The organism is Dyadobacter tibetensis Y620-1 (assembly GCF_000566685.1).
In the GTDB taxonomy this organism is placed as follows: Bacteria; Bacteroidota; Bacteroidia; order Cytophagales; family Spirosomataceae; genus Dyadobacter; species Dyadobacter tibetensis.
The window spans coordinates 48,200-70,007 of the sequence record NZ_AZQN01000010.1; the positions used below are offsets into that span (position 1 = coordinate 48,200).

A 21,808-nucleotide genomic window follows, 5' to 3' on the forward strand; every position below is an offset into this window, starting at 1 on the left:
AATTAGAAGTTAAGGTTGAGGCCTACGGAAATGGTACGTGGACGGGGATAGACCTGCTTATCGAGGCCATCTGCAATTTCCGGATCAAGGCCTTTGTATTTGGTAATCACAAATACATTCTGAGCTACCAATGACAATTGAGCCCGTATTTTCCCACTTTTGAACAAATGATCGAGATTATATCCGAAGTTTATATTGTCCATCCGAAGGAAGGATGCATTCTGAACATAATAATCAGAAAGTATTGACTGATCTGTTCTACTAGCAAATCCTGTTTCCAGGACGTTAGAGGAAAGGTTACTCAAAAAGTTGCCTGCCCCGGTGATGGCTTGATAGGTACCTCTGTTGGCATACACATTATTGAAATTGTAGTTGCCCACATTGGCCCGCATCACGAATCCGAGGCTAGCCTTTTTATACATAAATTGTGAACTAAGACCCAAGAATAGGTCGGGAGCCGCTGCTTGGTAGCGGTAACGATCTAGTTCGCTGATAATACCATCTTCATTGCGGTCTACGAATACGCCTTCTATGGGTGCTCCTGATTCATCATAAACCTGCTGATACATAAAGAAGGCATTTGGTGCATATCCTGTAGAATGAACCTGGGCATAATTGCCCGTTCCTCCATCTATACCTCCCACGAGTACCCCCACATAGCTTGGGTTATCTACCTTGGTCAGGGCAGTAATCTTTCTTTTGTTATAGGTAAGGTTTCCGCTGATGTCCCAGGTGAAATTCTCGGTCATAACGGGACTGTAGTTAAGGACAATTTCTACTCCTGTATTCTCAAGACTACCTACATTAGTGGTTACCTTATTGCTGAAATTGGATCCGGCTGGAACATCAATTTCGTTGATCAGATCGGTTGTTTTTTTCTGATAAACGTCAATGCTTCCGGAAATTCTCTGCTTGCTTAATCCGAAGTCTAAGCCAATATTGGTGGATTGTGTTTGCTCCCATTTGATATTAGGATCGTAGGCATTTGGTCTTAGGACATTTACGAAAGTATTGCCGAGCTGGTAACGCAGTCCTTGTCCGGGGGTATAAGCGTTGAGATAGGGGTAATCGCCCGAAGACAGGTCCTGCTGGCCGGTGATACCCCAGCCAAGGCGGAGTTTAAGATCCGAGAATATATCGTCCCGGGCGAACTCCTTGTTGATTTTCCAGGCTAAGGCTACTGACGGGAATGTGCCCCAGCGATTTTCTTTGGCGAAACGGGACGAGCCGTCTCGGCGCACGGTGACCGTAGCGAGGTAGCGGTCGTTGAGGGCATAATTTAGCCTTCCAAAATAGGATAGCAAAGCATAGTCGGTCTTAAAATAGGAGCGAATACCCACTACGTCAGGATTTCCATAGGTAGTTCCATTCTCATTTTCGCGGACGAAACCTTGATTTTCGGCCCCCGCCATGATATTGAAATTCTGCTTGCCGACTTGTTTTACATAATTCAAATAGAACTGGTTGGTGAAATTATGACGCTTTTGAGTATAATATCCCGTGGAGCCGTTATTGGTGAATGACCCTGCCGAAACAAGGTTAGAAGAATATTCCTCTCCATTGGTTTTGGATCGGTCGAGTCCAATATTCCAATTGGCACGAAGGTCGGGAAGGAAGTGAAACTTGTAGTCGAATTGAACGTTGGCGATCACCCGGTCCAGGGTACCTTCATTGCTTTTTAATTTTAGTAATGATAAAGGATTAGAAGCCGCCAGGGCTTCTATGTTCCCTTGAGGATTAAGCCATTGAAAATAACCTCCAAATTTTTCGTTATCTACATAAACCGGCTGAGTAGGATCGAAGCCGATGGCACTGCCAATGGCCCCCTCATCGGGGAAGTCACTCTTGGTGGTGGATGCTTTTAGGTTGATATCGACTTTCAGATGATCTTTCAGAAACATTGGGCTAAGGCCTAAAGATGCTGAGGTACGATTCATGGCCGAAGTTTTCAGAATACCGTTCTGTGCATTATAACCAACCGAAACTCGATATGGGATGCTTTTGACGGCACCTGTTACACTTAGATTATTATCACTGCTGATAGCCGTTCGGTAGATCTGGTCCTGCCAGTCGGTATTGTCGGAGCCCAGTAACAGCTTTTGACTCTCGGTTCCTTGAGCATTTACTACTTCGCGAAACTGGTTGGCATCAAGCACATCCATTTTCTTAGCAATGCGACTTGCCGATAGTAAAGTGCTGAAGGTTATTTTTGTTTTATCCCGGGTATTCCCTTTTTTGGTCGTGATGATAATAACTCCATTGGCGGCCCGAGAGCCGTAAATAGCCGCTGCAGAGGCATCCTTCAGTACGTTAAACGATTCAATATCGTTGGGGTTGATGAAACTTAAGGGATTGGCAGCTCCCTTGATATCGCTATTATCCAGGGGGATTCCGTCCACTACAATAAGCGGATCGTTGCTGGCGCTTAGTGAGGATCCTCCACGGATGCGGATTTTACTCCCTGAACCAGGGGCCCCTCCGTTCGAGGTGATTTGAACGCCCGCTAATTTACCAGCGATTAATTGTTCAGGAGTGTTGACATTTCCTTTTACAAAATCTGCAGAGCTAATGGCTGTTATTGAGCCTGTCAAGTCCGATTTCTTTTGAGTTCCATACCCCACAACCACTACTTCCTGTAATAGCCGGGAGTCGGACTGCAGTTGTGCATCGACGATTGAGCGGTTGCCTACCGCTATGTCCTGGCTGAGCATTCCCACGAAACTAAAGGACAGCACCGCATCTGCTGGAATTCCTGAGAGTTCATACGTTCCATCCAGATTAGTTTGGGTACCTACGGTTCCTCCCTTAAGCAGGACCGTAGCTCCCGGAATGGGCGATCCATCGGCTTTGTCGGTCACTGTACCTTTCACCGTAAGCTGAGCATAAACACTCTGCCCTATGATAAGTAAAAATAGCAGAAGGAAAAGGAGTCTGCTTGGTACGGTACTGGACGCATTTCCCCATTCCCGTTTTGACGTATAAATTTCTGTCATCACCTTTTTATTTAATAGTTAGATTTGCTATGAACCTTGACAGGTCACTCAATTATCAAAATTGATCTTGCAAAAATACTATAGGGAGCTACCTGCAGTCGTTCCACTTTGAGGGTGATGCCGGAAAAGGTACCAATTGAATTATAGTCAGTAAATATTTGAATATTAGAGGTATAGAGGCGATCAGAAAGACCCACTTTATAATGTGGTACATCTTTTTTTATGAATAATCGCATAAAATACTGGTTTAGTCCTCCACGCGAGAGTCATAAAAGTATTCACGAGGCGTGCTACCTGTCATTTTCTTAAATGCCCTGTTAAAGGCGGTTTTCGAATTGAAGCCTACTTCGAATGCAATGGCCAGCATGGTAAAATGTTTATTCTTTGGGTCCTCATACTGCATTTTAAAATCCTCGATCCGGTAGGTGTTGATAAAGTCGAAAAAGTTTTTGTGATAACCCTCATTAATGATTCGGGAAAGCTGGTGTGGGGGCATCTTGAGCTTTCCGGCCAGCTCGCCCAGAGTGAGGCCTGGATTGTGGTGGGGCTTTTCCTGAGTCATATAAAGTTCTATTTTGGGTTGCCATTCCAGCCATATCTGCTCAAATTCCTTTTCCTTGGACTCGTCCTGAACTGTTTGCTGGCTTATCGTTTCTGCTGTATGCTCCTTATCGGTCTTAAAGAGGCTTAAATCTTCCTTATTAGGAATCTTAAAAATTTCTGGCTGGTGAATAGCGAAGTAGCCTAAGAAATAAGGTATCAATGAGAAAGCCAGCCAGATCGTATCCACACTAGTCTCATAGGTAGCGTAGGTGTTCGAGATTTCCAGATGGTTGAAGAGCATCAGAGCCCCGGAGAATAGCCAAATGAGCAGGCAAATCGCCTGAATAATCAGTACGGTTTGAAGGTACTGGATATTTTGCTCATGAGAGGCCAGCGTGGTATATTCTCGATGATAGGTACGCATGGTGCGTCTACATAAAAACCAATAATAGGTATTGCTAACCAGTCCAATAAATCCTAATGAAATAAACATCAGATACATTGTCGAATCCTTATTGACAATTAATATCTGCAGCTCTTTATGTTCCATGAGGAAATAGGGCATGTACAAGAATACCTGAATAGAGGGCAGGATAAAGTGCCACCACCATTGACGGGGAAGTATAGGGGTTTTGAAGAGGAGGTTCCGCAGGTAAAAGTAAAATAAAGGAGCATATAAAAACATGGCAAAATCAGGAACCAGCAGTAGCTTGGTATTAGATTGGGCCACGCCGCGATAATTGGCAATGACATGGATGAAAATCATGACGGCTATAAAGGCGATTGAGATTACCAACCAATAGTTGGCCCGGCGGTTATAATCCTGCATACTAGGAATGGCAATCATCAACAGGACACACTGAAACGCTGAGAATAGCAACAAGAGATCATATATAGAAAAAAAATTGAAGGTGCCACTGAAGTCCTCCCAGGTCAGAATTTCGATATTGACATCCTTCTGTTCTCCGGCTTGGGCTCTTTCCAGCACTCTATTGGGCAAGGCACGCCCTGTCTGCTTTCCTTCTACACTATTCCAGTCTCCCCGGGTAAATTTGTATTCCAGACGGCTCAATTCCGAAACCACCGAAATTCGGTAGGTGTTATCCATTTGTTTCCGAAGTCGATAAACCTCCATACCAGGATCCCAATTATTAAAATTGCCCGTGATGTAGATTTGCGCATCCTTAGGAGTGTTTTCAGGGATTCGGGTTACGACGAATCGGTAAGTAGGCTTGCTTTCCCATCCTTCAATGCTTATGCGGATGGTATCCGAAGTATTTGCTGACCTGATAAAACGTCTGTTTCCTATTTTTTCTCCTTTTTTGGTCCCCTCGGCTAAGGCCCAGCTTCCCTGAGTGATTTTGTATTCAAACTGATTAAGTGTGTCGGGAAGATTGATTGTATAGGTATCATTTTCTTGTTTTTTTAGTTCATATCTTAAATCGCCCGGATCCCATTCATTGAAACTTGCGGCCAAAAACAGCCTTTCATTATTGGTTAGAAATGCGGGCGTAGATTCCACAATCAGTCGAGTTTGGGCCGACGTACTGGTGGCAATGATATACAATAGGAGTGCAAAAAGTCCCGTTAGTTTCATGATATTTGAGAATTCATCTGGGACAAGATTAAACATTTTGATTCAAATAGAACAATGCTACTGGAATATAGTTTTAAAATTTAATAAATTTAATAGAACCCTATGAAATCATTCGCACTGTTAGCACTCACTTTGCTGCCAACGCTGATTTTTGCCCAACAAAGAGCACGGGAATCGGGAATTGTCATCGGAGTATTGCCCACCGGCAATCTCAACGCCATTACCGACGTGGTAGGCCTGAAGGTGGGGCAGATCACCATTCATGAAGGTCGTGATATTCATACAGGCGTTACAGCCATTCTCCCCCATGAGGGTAATGTATTTCAACATAAGGTACCAGCTGCTGTGTATGTAGGGAATGGTTTTGGGAAACTGGTGGGCTCCACCCAGATCGAAGAACTTGGTAATCTGGAAACTCCTATTATCCTTACCAACACTTTGAATGTTCCTACCGCTTCAGAAGCGCTTATCGACTGGACTCTGGGGCAAAAAGGGAATGAGACTGTCCGATCGGTGAATCCCGTTGTGGGAGAGACCAACGATGGGTATCTTAATAATATAAGGGGTCGACATGTTTCCAAACAGCAGATTCTAAATGCTTTGGCCCAGGCAGAGGGAGGAAAGGTGGACGAAGGTAATGTTGGGGCTGGATCGGGAACGGTTAGTTTTGGGTATAAAGGAGGCATTGGTACCTCATCAAGGGTCTTGCCAGGCAATCTGGGTGGATATACGATTGGCGTTCTCGTGCAAACCAATTTTGGCGGTGTGCTCCAGATTGATGGGGTGCCTATAGGGCAGGAACTCGGTAATTATGCTTTTAAAAGTGTTTTGGACAAATCAAAAGATGGGTCCTGTATGATCGTTGTGGCAACCGATGCCCCTTTGGATGCACGGAATTTAAAGCGCCTGGCCAAAAGAGCTATGTTAGGACTTGCCAAGACAGGAGGGATAGCTTCTAATGGAAGCGGTGATTATGTGATAGCTTTCTCTACGGTCAACCGGGTGCTCCACGAGAGCCCCCAGTCAACTGCACCAGCCACTTTCCTTCATAATGATTTTGTATCACCTCTATTTATGGCCGTGATAGAAGCCACCGAAGAGGCGATAATCAATTCCCTATTTATGGCTAAAACCCTGGAAGGTGCCGATGGACACGTGGTGGAAGCCTTGCCCAGGGAAAAAGTACTGTCGCTGATGAAAAAGTATGGGCGGTTGAAAAAGTAAGAAGAATAGGGCCAATTGTTTAGCTATAGTTTAAAAAGGTTACACAAACTCGTCCATTAGACTCTGAATTATAGCTGTATATTTGTGAAAACAAAATATAGTAGGACAAGAATGATGCAAGGAAGAAACACGACAAAAAAAACGGGAAAGTCTATTCCAAGGGCTGCAGCACAGGAAGGTGCCGGTCTGGATGGTTCTTCTGAGGAAGATCCTATGCTGGTCCTGGACAGGGAGCTGGAAAGGCTAGACAAACAGAGCAAGCTCGGGAAATGGACTGTAAAGACCTTAATCCTCATTCGTGAGAACCCTCATCTGAAATCCGCTGATCTGGCCGTGAAGGCCAAAAAAGAACAAGAATGGCTCAAATTAAGTATTCGAAAGCTTAAGTCGCTGGGACTCACACTTAGCCATGAACCGGGATACTCTCTTTCTCCATTAGGGGAACAGTACCTGGCACATTTAAAGCTATAAGATTGGGTGACTTTTTATGCACGAGTCGTCTTAATGGAAATATATGGATAGACTGTCGATTTATTTCTAGAAATTTTGGAAAAATGCTTTAGAGTATCGCTATGGAAGTCTTAAAAATATTCATATATTTAGTTCAACTGAGCCTCAGCATATAGCACCTGGGGCTTAAGTTGAGGCCCTTTCTTTATTTGAGTGTTTTTTAGTAATTATGTCGGTGGATATATTTCAGAATTGTTTTGAGGCATGTAAATATGTTCTAGTCATTGTTGCGTGCAGTATATTCATGGGATGTACCCCCGATGATACACCTAGCGGAGCCGATAATCCGGAATTGATGAGGCAAATTCGGGAGCATGCCACTGCTATGCTTGATAAGGGGGAAATGGAAGGAGCCAGGGCCTACTATGACTCGGCTTTTGCAAGTATAGACTCTCCAGGCGTAGGCGACTATTTGGCCCGGTTCAGCTTTATAGGCGGGGAATATTATGGCAGGATAAACGAACCCCTGGAGTCGATAGAATATCTAGACAGTCTTCTTGCCTTATTACCAACTCCCGCTATCCAGGGGCAATACTTTAGCGTTTATACGGGTGCCTTATTTTTAAAGGGAGACCGTCTTTTCGACCTAGGGAAGTATAATCTGGCTTACGAAAGTTACTTTAAAGGAAAACTGGCAGCAGAAAAAAAGGGAGATCCTTGCGCACTCAGTGAGTGCATCTACCGGCTCGGAATGGTTAATTATAAGCAAGAACGATATTTTGATGCCGCCGATCGTTTTAAAGAGAGTCTGAAAGTAATAGAGTCTTGCCCGGCCAGTTTTGATGTCTTCGCCAGAACACAAGAATTACTAAATAATACCAGTATCAGTTTAGGTAAGCTCAATCAGATAGACTCGGCACTTGCCTATAGCCACAGAGCGCTTGAATATATTAACCGGGAAAGTCCTAAATATCCATCGAGAAGTGGGTATGCACAAGTAGCCAAGGCCGTAATTTATGGTAATCAATCCAATTTTTATCTCAATAAGGGGAAATACGGTCTAGCTGAGGCATTACTCCTCAAGAGTATAGCCATTAACACACAAAAAGGCTACGACAATTTTGACGCTCAGACCTCTATGATCAAATTGGGTGAGCTTTATTATGCCACCAATCAATCTCAAAAAATTGTGGCTGTACTGACTAAATTAAAGGCCTCCCTTGATTCTTTGTACGACCCCTATGTAGAGCAGCGCTATGTAAAACTTAAGTCGGATTATTATCTTAAAAATAATCAACAGGATTCGGCCTACGTATATCTGAAGAAATATCAGCGATTACAATCCAGCTCCGATTCTGTTCAACATCAGCTATATATGGCCGATCTGGATAAGGAATTCCAGCATTTGCGCCAGAAAAGTGATAACCAGGAGCTACAACAGGCCAACGAACTCAAGAAGGTATGGCTTTATTTGGCGCTATCCTTACTGGCTATGGCCTTGTTGATCTTATTTTTGATTTGGAGAAACTGGAGGCTTTCACGTCAGAACTTGTCCAAACTTGAAAATCTGAACGTGCAGATCAGTATACAGAATACCAAATACGAACAGACTTTGAAGGAGCTGAAGCGGAGTAGTGAGGAAAAGGATAGAATATTGAAGGTAGTGGCTCATGACTTAAGGAGTCCTATTGGGGCCATAGCCAGTATTTCCAGCATTCTTCTGGATGAGGCTCAGTTTGATGAAGAGCAATTGCGTATGGCCACTATGATTAAGGATTTAAGTTGGCAATCCATGGACATGATTCGCGATGTGCTTTCCAATAGTATAGGCCCCAACACCTCCGAACTAAGGATAGAACGGGTCGATATGGTTGAGTTGGCTCAGGCATGTGTAGATCAGATACGATTTAAAGCGGAAGAGAAGAAACAAAATATTTATTTAGAGGTTTTAGAGTCTGTCAGTATTGAGGGGGACAGAGAAAAACTGACCCGGGTGTTGGTAAACCTTCTTGTCAACGCAATTAAATTCAGCCCAAGCCATTCGGCGATAACGGTTATTTTAGGTCATGCTGACGGGAAAATGAGGCTGGAGGTGGCCGATAAGGGAATTGGTATTCCCGATGAAATATCCTCTCAGTTATTCGATACAAATGCTGGGGCCCAACGAAGTGGCACCCAAGGTGAAAAGTCTTATGGGATTGGCCTTCCATTTTCAAAGGAAGTGGTAACAGCGCATCAGGGGAATATATGGTTTGAAAGCCATGAAGGAGTTGGATCACAATTTTTTATAGAAATTCCCTTCCGGCAAAATATGGACGTAGAAAATAAATCATAATCCTCCATTCTCCCTATAATCGGAGGGCCTGGGGCCCGTTTGAAGCACATTTGGTAAGATTATCTAAATTGTATTTGTGATTTTGCCGATTTACTTTATAATTTGCGCCTTAATTGAACGCGTTAATCCCTTGTGAAAACAAAAAAGCTTATTAATCAGGCCATTACTATACTGATGTCTGCCATGGTTCTCATGGTAGCTGCAGGTAGATCATGGCCTGTGACAGAGCCTGGAATTGTTTCTGGAAGTTATACATCCAGCCTGGTAGCGCATACGGATAAGGCGTCTTCTGAAGATGCCTTGCCTTCTGGTACCGACGTTGTGGTACGCGCCTTGTCTTTGAATGCGGTGATAACCCCATCGCTCTCCTTTGACTTTTTACAATATTTACACCTGCTTCCCACACAATTATGGCAGATGTTGGGAAGTATTGCCTATCTCCTGGCCCCGGAACAGGGAGCCGATCCAATCCGCAATACCTTTTGTCGAATCTTTGGGGTCAGTATTGTTACCAATGCCCCTTAGCCTCTCTGAGAATCCTTTTATGATATAGTCCAGAGGTATTCTATGGACTCCTCCATTCATTGTATTGCATTTAATAAAAAGTAAAAGAAAAGATGACGAATAAAAAAGGAATAATAGGCCTGAGCATAGTCCTGGCCATTATCAGCATTTATTATCTCTCGTTCACATTTGTGTCCAGAAATATTAAAAGCAAAGCGCAAGCCTATGCAACGGCAGCAGATGGCACGGTAGACATTACCAAAAAACAACAGTATATAGACTCGCTTTGGCGCCAGGAGGTATATCTGGGGCAGACTTTGCAAGAAGTAATGGAACGCGAGCTTACCCTAGGTCTCGACCTTCAGGGTGGGATGCATGTAGTGCTTGAAGTATCACCGGTAGATATTCTAAAAGGACTTGCAGGAGGAAATGCTCGCTCAGCGGCTTTCCAGAAGGCCTTAAGCGATGCCAGCCAAGCTCAGAAAACAAGCACTAGTTCATTTGTTGATCTCTTTGTTAAAGCTTATAAGTCGGCTTCACCTAATACCAGCCTTGCCTCAGTATTTGCTACTAGTGCTAACCGGGAGAAAATAAATAGCAGTTCTTCGGAGTCAGAAGTAGTTAAAATGCTGAATGTGGAAGTCGATGGGGCTATTGACCGAGCCTTCCAGATTACCCAAGCCCGTATCGATAAATTTGGAGTTACTAACCCCAATATTCAGCGTTTGCCTAATACCAACCGCATTTTGGTAGAACTTCCTGGAGTAGAGAATCCGGAGCGTGTACGTCGTTTGCTTTCCGGGGCTGCTAAATTAGAATTTTGTGAAGTTTATCTCACCAACGAAATTATGCCGGCCTTAGAAGGCTTAGGTGCCTACCTGGAGCGTGAAGAAGCGAAAGAGAAATCTACAGCTCCTCAAACCAGCAGCCAAGCCGACACCAGCAAAAAATCTGATGCTACGGGTCTGGCAGCTCAGTTGGCTCAGAAAGCCGACTCTACACAGTCGGACAGCGCCCAAGCCGCTGCTCAAAGCAGTGCATTGACTAGCTTATTCGTACCCATGCCTCAAGGGTTGGGCGTATATCTGAAGGATACTGCCCGGGCCAACCGAATCTTAAAAAGTCCGGAAGTACGTTCCCTTTTCCCTGCTGACCTGGTATTTATGTGGGACAGAAAGGGTATGGACGCCAATGATGGTCAATTGATATTGCCCTTATATTTTATTAAAAAACAAGGTGGCCAACCAGCAATGGAAGGTGATGTGATTGTGGATGCCACTCATGATTACGATGATCGTGGACGTCCTGAGGTGACAATGCGAATGAATGGCGAAGGCGCTCGTAAGTGGAAGTCGCTGACAGGCCGCAGTGTAGGCCGTCCGGTGGCGATTATTATCGATGATCTGGTGTATACGGCTCCTACCGTTCAAGGGGAAATTCCAAATGGTAATTCAAGCATTACCGGGAACTTCACCATAGAAGAGACCAAGGATATGTCCAATGTCCTGAAGGCTGGTAAGCTTCCCGCTCCTACTAATATTGTGGAAGAAGCAGTAGTAGGTTCTACACTGGGGGCAGAGGCTATTCGCGATGGTGTAATTTCTTCACTGGTAGGTCTGGTGATTGTATTGGTGTTCATGTTTGCCTACTACTCTCGTGCAGGCTGGATCGCTGATATGGCACTTCTGATCAACTTATTCTTCTTATTAGGAGTAATGGCTTCTCTGGGAGCTGTACTAACCCTATCGGGTATTGCTGGTATTGTACTGACCATCGGTATGGCTGTCGATGCCAACGTACTGATTTATGAAGGTATTAAGGCCGAATTACAGGAAGGCAAACCCTTTAAGCAGGCGGTGAACGATGGTTTTAAGAATTCTATGTCGGCTATTCTTGACTCCAATGTTACGACTTTGCTGACTGGTATCATTCTTTATACCTTCGGTACGGGACTTGTCCTGGGTTTTGCAACTACCCTGGTAATTGGTCTGGTAACCTCTCTATTCACCGCAATTTTTATTACCAGACTTTTCCTGGAAGCTCAGATAGAAAAGGGAAAAACCTTCTCTTTCTATTCCGGACTTACTAAAAACTGGTTTAAGGATAATCATTTCGATTTTATCTCCCAACGCCGTCGCTTCTATATGATATCTTCGATTATCATCGCTATCGGGATTGGGTCGTTTATCTTCAAAGGTTTTGGTCTAGGCATCGATTTCAAAGGCGGACGCTCTTATGTGGTTCGATTCGAAAAATCTGTAGAGACGGACAAGCTTCGTGAGGCACTTAGTGAGAGCCTGGAGGGTACCCCGGAGGTAAAAACCTTTGGAGGTAATGATCAGGTTAAAATCACAACTGCTTATTTGATCGACGACGTGTCGCCTGATGCCGATCAGAAAGCCGAAGCCAAAGTGATGGAAGGAGCTTCGAAAATGACTGGTAATAAGGCTGAAATCGTAAGTTATAACAAGGTTGGACCTACCATGGCCTACGATACCATGATTTCGGCCATTTATGCGATTCTACTGGCACTAGCTGCCAACTTTGCCTATATCTTTATTCGATTCAAAAGACTGGCCTTTAGTTATGGTGCGCTGCTATCTCTTTTCCATGATGTGATTATTATTCTGGCTATTTATTCATTATTCAATGGAATACTTCCTTTCTCATTAGACATTGACCAAGCGTTTATCGGGGCAATCCTGACGATGATCGGTTATTCTATGAATGATACGGTCGTGATTTATGACCGCATCAGGGACTATATGAGCCATGATCGTGCCAAAAGTGAAAGCTTGCCTACCGTTATTAACAATGCCTTGAACAGTACCCTGAGCCGGACCGCTGTGACGGGTATTTCGGTAATTCTGGTACTTCTGGTGTTGATTATATTCGGAGGAGAAGTCATTCGTGGATTTACTTTCTGTATGTTGCTAGGAGTTGTAGTGGGTACTTATTCTTCACTTTTCGTGGCCGCACCAGTAGTAGTTGATTTACTTCAGCGTGAGAGAAACAAGGAGTTGACTCCAGCTACAGTTGAGGCTAGCGCCAAAAACGCAAAGGTCTAGTTTATTATTTATCAAGAGAGGGAAGGCGTTTACGCTTTCCCTTTTTTTGATTCTTACTGAAAATCAGTAGCTAATCGAAAATTATACTTTATTCAATATAGAAACAGACTATAACTAAACGAGAAAATATGGCAAGTCAACTCTGGTTTAAAAAACCCATTGAAAAATTATTACAAGAGTCCACAGGGGAGGAGAACCAACTCAAACGTTCTCTTTCATCCCTGAGCCTGGTAGCACTGGGTATTGGTGCCATCATCGGGGCGGGTCTTTTTTCCCTTACTGGTATTGCCGCTGCCGAGCACTCCGGGCCAGCGGTAACGATCTCCTTTATTGTGGCGGCCGTAGGCTGTGGTTTTGCCGGACTTTGTTATGCTGAATTCGCTTCTATGATTCCTATTGCTGGAAGTGCCTATACCTATTCTTATGCGACAATGGGAGAATTTGTAGCCTGGATTATAGGTTGGGATTTGGTATTGGAATACGCACTGGGCGCTGCAACCGTCTCCGTTAGCTGGTCACGGTACTTATTGGAATTTTTAAGTAAGTTTGATATTCATCTTCCCACTCAGCTGGTTTCATCACCCTTTGAGGTGTTAACCCTCAGTGATGGAACTATTATCGACAATGGTATTATTAACCTGCCTGCTATCCTTATTGTATGGATGCTTTCATTACTGTTGATTCGTGGTACCGAGGGGTCTGCTTATCTGAACAACTTTCTGGTAATATTGAAAGTGGCGGTTGTGCTGATATTTATTGGCCTGGGCTGGAGTCATATCAATCCTGAAAACTATGTGCCTTATATTCCTGAGAATACTGGGAATTACGAAAATTTCGGCTGGAGTGGTATTGCTACTGGTGCTGCCGTAGTATTCTTTGCCTTTATAGGCTTTGACGCGGTTTCTACCGCTGCCCAAGAGGCTAAAAACCCTCAAAAGGGCATGCCTATTGGTATATTAGGTTCGTTAATCGTTTGCACCATCTTGTATGTTCTTTTTGCCCATGTAATGACGGGGTTGGTTAACTACAAGGAATTTGCCAACGATGCCAAACCTGCTGCCACCGCATTTGCTGCTACAGGATATGATAGCCTGCAAACAGGGCTGATTGTCGCAATTTTAGCCGGTTATACCTCCGTGATGCTGGTGATGCTTCTTGGACAAAGTAGAGTGTTTTACTCGATGTCTAAGGATGGCTTGCTTCCGAAATTCTTTAGTGAAATACATCCTAAGTTCAGCACTCCCTGGAAAACCAATATCTTCTTTATGCTGTTTGTAAGCATCTTCGCTGGTTTTGTTCCTGTGAGTGACCTGGGGCATATGGTGAGCATAGGAACTCTGTTTGCTTTTAGCCTAGTCTGCGTAGGGGTATGGATGCTTCGGGTGAAACGCCCTGATCTGCCCAGGTCTTTCCGCACACCCTTGGTTCCTTTTGTTCCGCTAATGGGCATTATTGTCTGTGTCTATCTCATGTATTCCCTTCCCATTGAAAGCTGGTACCGTCTGGCAATCTGGTTGGCTCTGGGCTTAGCCATCTATTTCTTTTATGGTAAAAAGAATAGTAAGTTAGGCAAAGAGCAATAGAAGATAATTATAATATTACAATGAAAATGGCCTCCCTACACCAGGGAGGCCATTTTCATTGTAAATCCTTCAGAAATGTGATGGATAAACTACTACCCTCATAGGGTAGAAAGTACTTTCTGGATTTGTGCTAGAGTCTTCGGAGTACGTGCTCGGAGACTGTCTGACCTATGGAAAGCGAAGAGGTAGCGGCCGGAGAAGGGGCATTGCAGACATTGATAGAGCCCTTATTTTCCAAAATGGAAAAATCGTCAAGCAAGCCACCATCGTAGTCACAGGCCTGTGCACGTACTCCCGCGCCTCCCGGAATCAGATCATCCTGCTCTATAGAAGGGATCAGGGCCTGAAGGGCTTTGGTAAAGGCGGCTTTGGAAAAAGAGCGGTAATACTCACCCATGCCCGTGCGCCAATATTTCAGGGCTACCTTCCGAAAGCCAGGCCAGGCTAAGGATTCCATAAGTTCGCCTACATTGATATCGGTACGGGTATATCCTTCCCGCTTAAATGCAAAGACGGCGTTAGGGCCTGCTTCTATACCTCCTTCTATCATTCGGGTGAAGTGAACGCCTAAAAAGGGGAAGTTAGGATCGGGAACCGGGTAAATTAAGTTTTTGACCAGATAATGTTTTTCCGGTTTAATCTTATAGTATTCTCCACGGAAAGGAATGATTCTGACCTTAACTTGCTCAGGTTGGGTAAGCTGTGCGACTTTGTCCGAATAAAGCCCGGCGCAATTGACGATCAGTTTAGTCTGGATTACTTCAGCTCCCGATATAATTACCTCTGAGCTGCGGCCCTGACTTTTGATGTCTACAACCTTTTGGTTAAAGCGAATCTCTCCGCCAATGTTTTGAAAGCAAAGGGCATATTTTTCTGCTACCGTTTTATAGTCTATAATCCCGGTATAGGGTACCCAGATTCCTTCCAAACCATTCACATAGGGCTCTCTTTCTTTAATTTCTGAGGCGCCTATCATACGGTTTTCGGTAAGCCCATTTTCCAGTCCCCTTTCGAAAAGATTTTTAAGAAGTGGGATTTCTTCAGGACGAGTAGCCACCACAATCTTACCGCAGAGGTCATAAGGGATTTCCTCTTTATTACAAAAGTCTAAGAGCATTTTGTATCCCCTGATGCAGTTGCTGGCCTTGAGGCTTCCTGGTTTATAGTAGAGACCCGAGTGAATCACCCCGCTGTTATGGCCTGTCTGATGCCGGGCTACGCCCCCTTCCTTTTCCAGAAGGAGTATTTTTAAGGCTGGTTTTTGCTCTTTAAGTCGAAGTGCAGTAGCGAGTCCTACTATTCCGCCGCCAATAATGGTGATGTCGTACATATGCTTTTTTATGCAGTTGAGGGATCGATCCCTCGGCTAATGATTTGGGTTATATACTTGAGATCAGGCAGGAAATGATATTTTCCCCATGGTGACCCGGGGGACACCTTCTCTGAATCCAAAATGTTCTCCGTCTCCAGCCACCGCTTCGTTGGCCAGAACAGCGAATAATGCCGCTTCTTTGGCATCTCCGGTAACGCCTAGTACTTCCAGATTGAGCACGGGGTAGTTGGGCAGCTGTGCTTGTATAGCTGCCATAAGTACTGGATTATGAACGCCGCCTCCACTTCCATAGATGGTATAGGGTTGGGTTGGGTCGATGGCCTTTTTTATGGCATCTACAATCGTATCAGCACTGAACTGGGTAAGGGTAGCGATTATATCATTTCGGGACAGGGTAGTAAGCCTGGCCTGCTGGATAGCTGATTCTACAAAATCAAAATTAAAAACCTCAGGCCCGGTTGTTTTTGGAAAGGGTTTATCAAAAAAGGGTGCCTTCTTTATAATGTTCAATAGAGTCGCATTAATGACTCCCTTTGAGGCGGCGGCACCATTGTCATCGTAAGGTAGTCGGAATAGTCGACGCATATAAGCATCTATCAGGGTGTTGCCCGGTCCGGTGTCGGTCGTAAATATCCCTTCTGCTTCCAGGCTGCCGGGAAGTACGGTAAAGTTTGCGATCCCCCCCATATTCAGAAGAATCCTGTTATGACCCTTTTCTGCAAATAAATAATAATCTCCATAAACGGCCAATGGTGCTCCCTCGCCCCCCACAGCGATATGCTTTTGCCTAAAGTCGCTAAGGGTAATGATCCCTGTGGTCACTGCCAAATGATCCCCATCGCCAATCTGTAAGGTTGCATTGGCATAGCCTTCAATTTGATGTTGCTTTTTAGGTGCGTGGTAAACGGTTTGACCATGGCTGGCTATCAGGTCGATTTGATGAGGTTGTAGTCCCCATTCCGACAGGCATTGGTTGATCATCTGACCATGTAACACACCAATATAGGGATGTAGTAGACAGAGTTCCTGTTGGTCAATTTGTCTTTTGGCAAAAATCTTCCGGATCGAATCCTTAATGATATCGTCATAAGGAACCGTATGGAAATGGGTGACTTTCAAAGTGGTTTGAGCACCGCTACCACTCACCTGGCAGCATACCACATCGAGCCCATCCAGAGAGGTCCCAGACATGAGTCCAATGATGGTACGTTCCGCCTTATTGGCGATTTGGTATAGTTTTTCTATCTGATTTTTCACTGGATAGTAGGATAGGATGTCAAAAACGGCCCACAAATATGAGATCTGTGAGCCGCTGAATTAACTTTTCTTGGACTGAGTGGCAGCAGGGGTATTAGGTTGCTGCCTGTTTCCATTTCTTTGCCGGTTCGACCTGCTTTTTCTTCTTTTCTTCTTTTTTTGTTCGTCGCTGTATTTCTTATCGAGATTTTCCAAGTCACTATTAAGTTTCAATCCCCCTTTCTCTTGTATGCGGGTGACTTCCGGGGTTAAAATTTCCAGTGACTCCGGGATAATATTCTTTTTGTTAAGCTCAATAATCTCCAGAACCTTCTCTATGGCCACCGGATACCAGTTGGTCTCCTTGTCGAACCCGAACCACATTATTTTTTTGAAGATATCCGTTTTTTGTAGTGTTGCTACACCCTTTTTGGTTTTCAAGGGAGCGTCAATACTAGGAATGTCCTTCAGAGCATCGATATAGGTCTCCAGCTCGTAGTTTAAGCAACACTTAAGTCTGCCACATTGCCCCGACAATTTAGCGGGATTTAGAGATAGATTTTGATAGCGGGCCGCAGCCGTAGAGATATTCTTGAAGTCGGTAAGCCAGGTGGAGCAGCATAGCTCCCTTCCACAGGAACCTAGCCCACCCAAGCGAGAGGCCTCCTGTCTTAAGCTAATCTGTCGCATCTCGATACGCACCTTAAACTCAGAAGCCAGGAGCTTAATCAGTTCACGGAAATCTACCCGTTCTTCCGAAGAGTAATAAAAGGTGGTTTTGGAATTATCAGACTGGAACTCCACGTCTGATAATTTCATATTTAACTTCAGCTCCCGGATTATCTCTCTGGTGCGGTACAGGGTAGGCATCTCCCGGGCCATGGCCTGGGTATGTTTGTCCAAATCTTTTTCTGTTGCCAACCGGTATATGACATGTAAATCGTCATTGATGGCGACATTCTTACGTTTCATTTGTAACCGTACCAGCTCTCCCTGCAGAGAAACAGTGCCCACATGCTGGCCTGAGGCCATTTCGCAGACTACATAATCACCCGTTATAAACGTTAGCTGATTTATATTTCTGAAATATTCCTTTCGACCTCCTTTAAATTTTACCTCTACTACATCAAAACGCTGACTGGCTGGGATGTCCATATGGCTCAACCAGTCGTAAACATTCATTTTATTACATCCACCTGTTCCACAGGTTCCATTACTTCCACATCCGGAAACGGCGCCACCATTGGTCCCGCAGCCTCCAGATGAACATGATCCACATCCCATATCTTGTTCCTCTTCATCAATCGTTATAACGAATTAAATCCATTCCGATGTCGCGACGAAAATATTTGCCTTCAAATTGCACCGTCTGAGCGGCATGTTGCGATTTACGAACGGCATTTTCCAGGGAGTTGGCAACGCCCGTTAAGGCCATGACACGCCCCCCATTGGTCACGACTTCAGTATTGGCATTAAAGGTGGTACCAGCATGATACAGATACACATCTTCTATTTTCTGGCTACCAGTTATTACCTTTCCTTTTTCGTAGTCGCCGGGGTAGCCGCCTGCCACTACAACTGTTGTCACAGCCACTTGCGGAGAGATCACTAATTCGTATTCATTCAGGATTCCCTTGGCCGTAGCTGCCATCAACATCGCGAAGTCCGACTGAATCCGGGGTAAAACCACCTCCGTTTCCGGGTCGCCCATTCGCACGTTATATTCTATAACGAAAGGTTCGCCTTTTACATTCATCAGCCCTATAAAAATAAAGCCTACGTATTTTATTCCATCGGCCTTCAGTCCCGATAAGGTGGGCTTAACAACCTTTTCTTCTACTTTTTTTAAGAAGTTGGCATCAGCAAACAGTACTGGAGAAACTGCTCCCATACCCCCCGTATTGAGGCCGGTATCGTTTTCTCCAATGCGCTTATAGTCCTTGGCTTCTGGTAATATTTTATAGTTTTCACCATCGGTCAGTACAAAAACGGATAATTCTATGCCTTTGAGAAACTGCTCGATCACCACTTTATTTCCCGCTCCACCAAACTTGCCGTCCAGGAGCATTTCTTTTAAAGCCTGGTTGGCATCTTCCTGCTTCTCGGCTATAATTACCCCTTTTCCGGCGGCAAGGCCGTCCGCCTTCAGTACTACGGGTAAGCTGTGCTGCGCAATATATGCCAGGCCTTCCTCATATTGGTCGGCAGTGAAAGTCCGCGAAGCTGCGGTAGGAATTCCATGTTTTTCCATGAAATTTTTAGAAAAATCCTTACTTCCTTCCAGCTGTGCTCCTGCCTGGTTAGGGCCAATCAATTTGATATGCTGCAATTCTGAATCCGCTTCAAAAAAATCGACAACACCATTGACCAGAGGTTCCTCAGGGCCTACGATCACCAGTTCGACCTTATGTTCCAGCACGGCATTGCGCAAGGAGGCAAAATCGTTATAAGAAAAGGGTAGGTTGGTAGCCACGGCAGCAGTACCTGCATTGCCGGGAGCTACAAATAACTGGTCGCATAATGGACTCTGACTAATTTTCCAGGCAAATGCGTGTTCCCTTCCTCCCGATCCTAATATAAGTATATTCATTGTTTGTAATCAGCTTGGATAGCTTGTCTTCTGTTTTAAAAATTCTAATGATTAATTGCCCAATTCGGACAAGAATTTAATACGCATGAGTCTTAATTCTTCTTCACTCACCTCTTCGTCAGAAAATTCATCAGCTGCCGCAGCAATATTGTCTGACTCGGCGGTCATGAAATAGTCGAAAATGTCGTGTTGGCGGTCCTTATCTATAACTTGATTGATATAGTAATCCAGATTTAATTTTGTTCCGGAATAGCAAATATGCTCAATTTCCTCGATTACATCGGCAAGAGCAAGGTCTTTTGCGTCCGCTATTTCGTCTAGACTTACTTTACGGTCGACCTGCTGGATAATGTATATTTTGATCTTCGACTTATTGACCGTGGATTTAATGACCACGTCTTGTGCCGTCTCTATTTCATTTTCCTCAACATAATTTTTGATCAGCTCGATAAACTGCTTTCCAAATTTTTGGACTTTACCCATTCCTACCCCGTTGATCTGGGCCATCTCCTGCTGGGTAGTGGGATAGGTCGTAGCCATTTCTTCCATGGAAGGGTCCTGGAAGATGACAAAGGGAGGTAGATTTTTCTCCTTAGCTACTTTCTTTCTTAATGCCTTTAAAAGGCCTAATAAGGCCTCGTCATAAGCATGAGCGCTTCCATTGGCCCCTTCTTTTTCTTCTTCGTCGGTTTTGATTTCCTCGTGTTCGAAGTCGTGATCCTTTTGAATGGTAATGGGGTAGGGGTCGCTAAGGTATTTCTTCCCTTTGTCGCTTAGTCGAATTACTCCATAATTTTCAATATCTTTTTCCAGATAATTAAAAATAACGAGTTGGCGGATGGCCGATACCCAAAACTCTCTGGAGTCCTGAAGCTCTGACCCTTTGCCAAATACATCCAGTTTGTCATGTTCGTAACTCCTGATATACTGATTCTCCTTCCCAGTTAGTAAGTCGGCCAAATGTTCTCCATCAAAGCGTTGCTCGGTCTTTTCTACGGCCTTCAGCACGAGCATGGCTTCTTGTTGGATTTTTGTTTTTTCTGTCGATTTCAGACAGTTGTCACAAAAACCACAATCGTTCTCGAAATACTCGCCGAAATAGCTTAGCAACTGACGACGTCGACAAACACCCAGTGTAGAGTAGGCCACCATCTCGTTCAATAGATGGCGGGCATTGTCCCGCTCCGTTACCGTTTTATCTTTATTGAATTTTTCCAGCTTTAATATATCATCATAGCTATAGAACATCAGGCAATTTCCTTCTAGACCGTCGCGACCAGCCCTTCCGGTTTCCTGGTAATAACCTTCAAGCGACTTGGGGACATCGTAATGGATTACAAAACGCACGTCGGGCTTATCGATACCCATACCGAAAGCAATGGTAGCGACAATTACCTCACAGTCTTCATTGAGGAAGGCGTCCTGGTTAGCCATCCGGGTATTGCTGTCTAGGCCTGCATGGTAGGGCCGGGCACGCACATCGTTCACCTTTAGCAGCTCGGCGACCTCTTCTACCGTTTTACGGCTCAAGCAATAGATTATACCAGATTTGCCTTTGTTATTACGTACATACCGAATCAATTGTTTCTTTACATCCTTCTTAGGTCTGATCTCGTAGTAGAGATTTTTGCGGTTAAAAGATGATTTGAAAGTCTCCGCTTCTTCCATCTGCAGATTCTTGCGGATGTCCTGTTGCACCTTGGGTGTTGCAGTGGCTGTGAGGGCGATAATGGGAAGCTTACCTATATTTTCGATAATCCCATATATACGTCGATATTCGGGACGGAAATCGTGGCCCCACTCCGAAATACAGTGTGCCTCATCTATGGCCACAAAAGAAATCTTGGTTTTTTTGAGAAAGTCAAGGTTGTCTTCTTTTGTCAGCGACTCGGGGGCGATATAAAGTAATTTTAAGCTTCCGTTCAGGGCATCAGTTTTCACCCGATTCATCTCCGATTTCGAAAGTGTCGAGTTCAGAAACTGGGCGTTGATTCCAAAGGCCGTGAGCTGATCTACCTGATTTTTCATCAGGGCTATAAGTGGGGAAATAACGATGGCCATTCCATCACTTACGAGGGCTGGTAACTGATAACACAAGGACTTGCCGGCTCCAGTGGGCATAATCACAAAGGTATTTTTTCCGAGCAGGATATTCTGGATGATCACCTCCTGGTCCCCTCGGAATTGGCTGTACCCGAATATTTCTTTCAGCCGCTCCTTCAATGTGTCTAAAACGATTTTATCAACCTTATTTACCATACTACGTTAACGAAAGGGTTATCCCAAAGTTCTTTATCTTTGTGTTTAAATTAAATACTAAAAACCAAATCTCTACCAAACGCTATTCCAAAA

Annotated in this window: 14 protein-coding genes; 6 read left to right on the forward strand and 8 right to left on the reverse strand. The window is 44.4% G+C overall.

Annotated elements, in window-relative coordinates; all coding sequences use genetic code 11:
* Positions 1-2: 2 nt before the first annotated feature.
* Genes X939_RS0119970 through X939_RS0119980 form a run of 3 tightly spaced genes read right to left on the reverse strand, consistent with a single transcriptional unit; the run spans position 3 to position 5,133 of the window.
* Positions 3-2,993, reverse strand: coding sequence for a SusC/RagA family TonB-linked outer membrane protein (locus tag X939_RS0119970; RefSeq protein ID WP_025765052.1), 2,991 nt, complete (start codon positions 2,991-2,993; stop codon positions 3-5).
* Between the two features lie 44 nt (positions 2,994-3,037).
* Positions 3,038-3,229, reverse strand: a complete 192-nt coding sequence (locus X939_RS0119975; RefSeq protein WP_025765053.1) for a hypothetical protein — start codon at positions 3,227-3,229, stop codon at positions 3,038-3,040.
* A gap of 11 nt (positions 3,230-3,240) precedes the next feature.
* On the reverse strand, positions 3,241-5,133 hold the full coding sequence (locus X939_RS0119980) for a helix-turn-helix domain-containing protein (protein ID WP_044200184.1): 1,893 nt from the start codon (positions 5,131-5,133) through the stop codon (positions 3,241-3,243).
* Between the two features lie 102 nt (positions 5,134-5,235).
* On the opposite strand from X939_RS0119980, the gene X939_RS0119985 reads away from it, so the two are divergent.
* From X939_RS0119985 to X939_RS0120010, 6 genes are all read left to right on the forward strand, one after another.
* A complete protein-coding gene (locus X939_RS0119985) occupies positions 5,236-6,357 on the forward strand; it encodes a DmpA family aminopeptidase (RefSeq protein WP_025765055.1) in 1,122 nt (373 codons plus the stop codon).
* 111 nt (positions 6,358-6,468) lie between these two features.
* Positions 6,469-6,828 carry a hypothetical protein gene (locus X939_RS22710; RefSeq protein ID WP_025765056.1) on the forward strand — a complete coding sequence of 120 codons (360 nt, stop codon included), beginning with the start codon at positions 6,469-6,471 and terminating at the stop codon, positions 6,826-6,828.
* A 283-nt stretch (positions 6,829-7,111) separates the two neighbouring features.
* Positions 7,112-9,142, forward strand: a complete 2,031-nt coding sequence (locus X939_RS0119995; protein ID WP_025765057.1) for a tetratricopeptide repeat-containing sensor histidine kinase — start codon at positions 7,112-7,114, stop codon at positions 9,140-9,142.
* Positions 9,143-9,274: 132 nt separating this feature from the next.
* A complete protein-coding gene (locus tag X939_RS0120000) occupies positions 9,275-9,667 on the forward strand; it encodes a hypothetical protein (RefSeq protein ID WP_025765058.1) in 393 nt (130 codons plus the stop codon).
* 92 nt (positions 9,668-9,759) lie between these two features.
* The gene (gene secDF, locus X939_RS0120005; RefSeq protein ID WP_025765059.1) at positions 9,760-12,714 is read left to right on the forward strand and encodes a protein translocase subunit SecDF; all 2,955 of its coding nucleotides are present in this window, start codon (positions 9,760-9,762) and stop codon (positions 12,712-12,714) included.
* A gap of 128 nt (positions 12,715-12,842) precedes the next feature.
* Entirely contained in the window at positions 12,843-14,297 is a 1,455-nt protein-coding gene (locus tag X939_RS0120010; RefSeq protein ID WP_025765060.1) for an amino acid permease, read from the forward strand.
* A 130-nt stretch (positions 14,298-14,427) separates the two neighbouring features.
* On the opposite strand, the gene lhgD is transcribed toward X939_RS0120010, so the two are convergent.
* The 5 genes from lhgD to recQ form a co-directional block, all read right to left on the reverse strand.
* Positions 14,428-15,627, reverse strand: a complete 1,200-nt coding sequence (gene lhgD / locus X939_RS0120015) for an L-2-hydroxyglutarate dehydrogenase (RefSeq protein WP_025765061.1) — start codon at positions 15,625-15,627, stop codon at positions 14,428-14,430.
* A gap of 63 nt (positions 15,628-15,690) precedes the next feature.
* Positions 15,691-16,887, reverse strand: coding sequence for an anhydro-N-acetylmuramic acid kinase (locus X939_RS0120020; protein ID WP_025765062.1), 1,197 nt, complete (start codon positions 16,885-16,887; stop codon positions 15,691-15,693).
* 60 nt (positions 16,888-16,947) lie between these two features.
* Positions 16,948-18,150, reverse strand: a complete 1,203-nt coding sequence (locus X939_RS0120025) for a PSP1 domain-containing protein (protein ID WP_025765063.1) — start codon at positions 18,148-18,150, stop codon at positions 16,948-16,950.
* 16 nt (positions 18,151-18,166) lie between these two features.
* Complete coding sequence (gene purD / locus X939_RS0120030; protein WP_025765064.1) at positions 18,167-19,456, reverse strand: phosphoribosylamine--glycine ligase; 1,290 nt, start codon at positions 19,454-19,456, stop codon at positions 18,167-18,169.
* 51 nt (positions 19,457-19,507) lie between these two features.
* Complete coding sequence (recQ, locus tag X939_RS0120035; protein ID WP_025765065.1) at positions 19,508-21,715, reverse strand: DNA helicase RecQ; 2,208 nt, start codon at positions 21,713-21,715, stop codon at positions 19,508-19,510.
* Positions 21,716-21,808 lie beyond the last annotated feature (93 nt).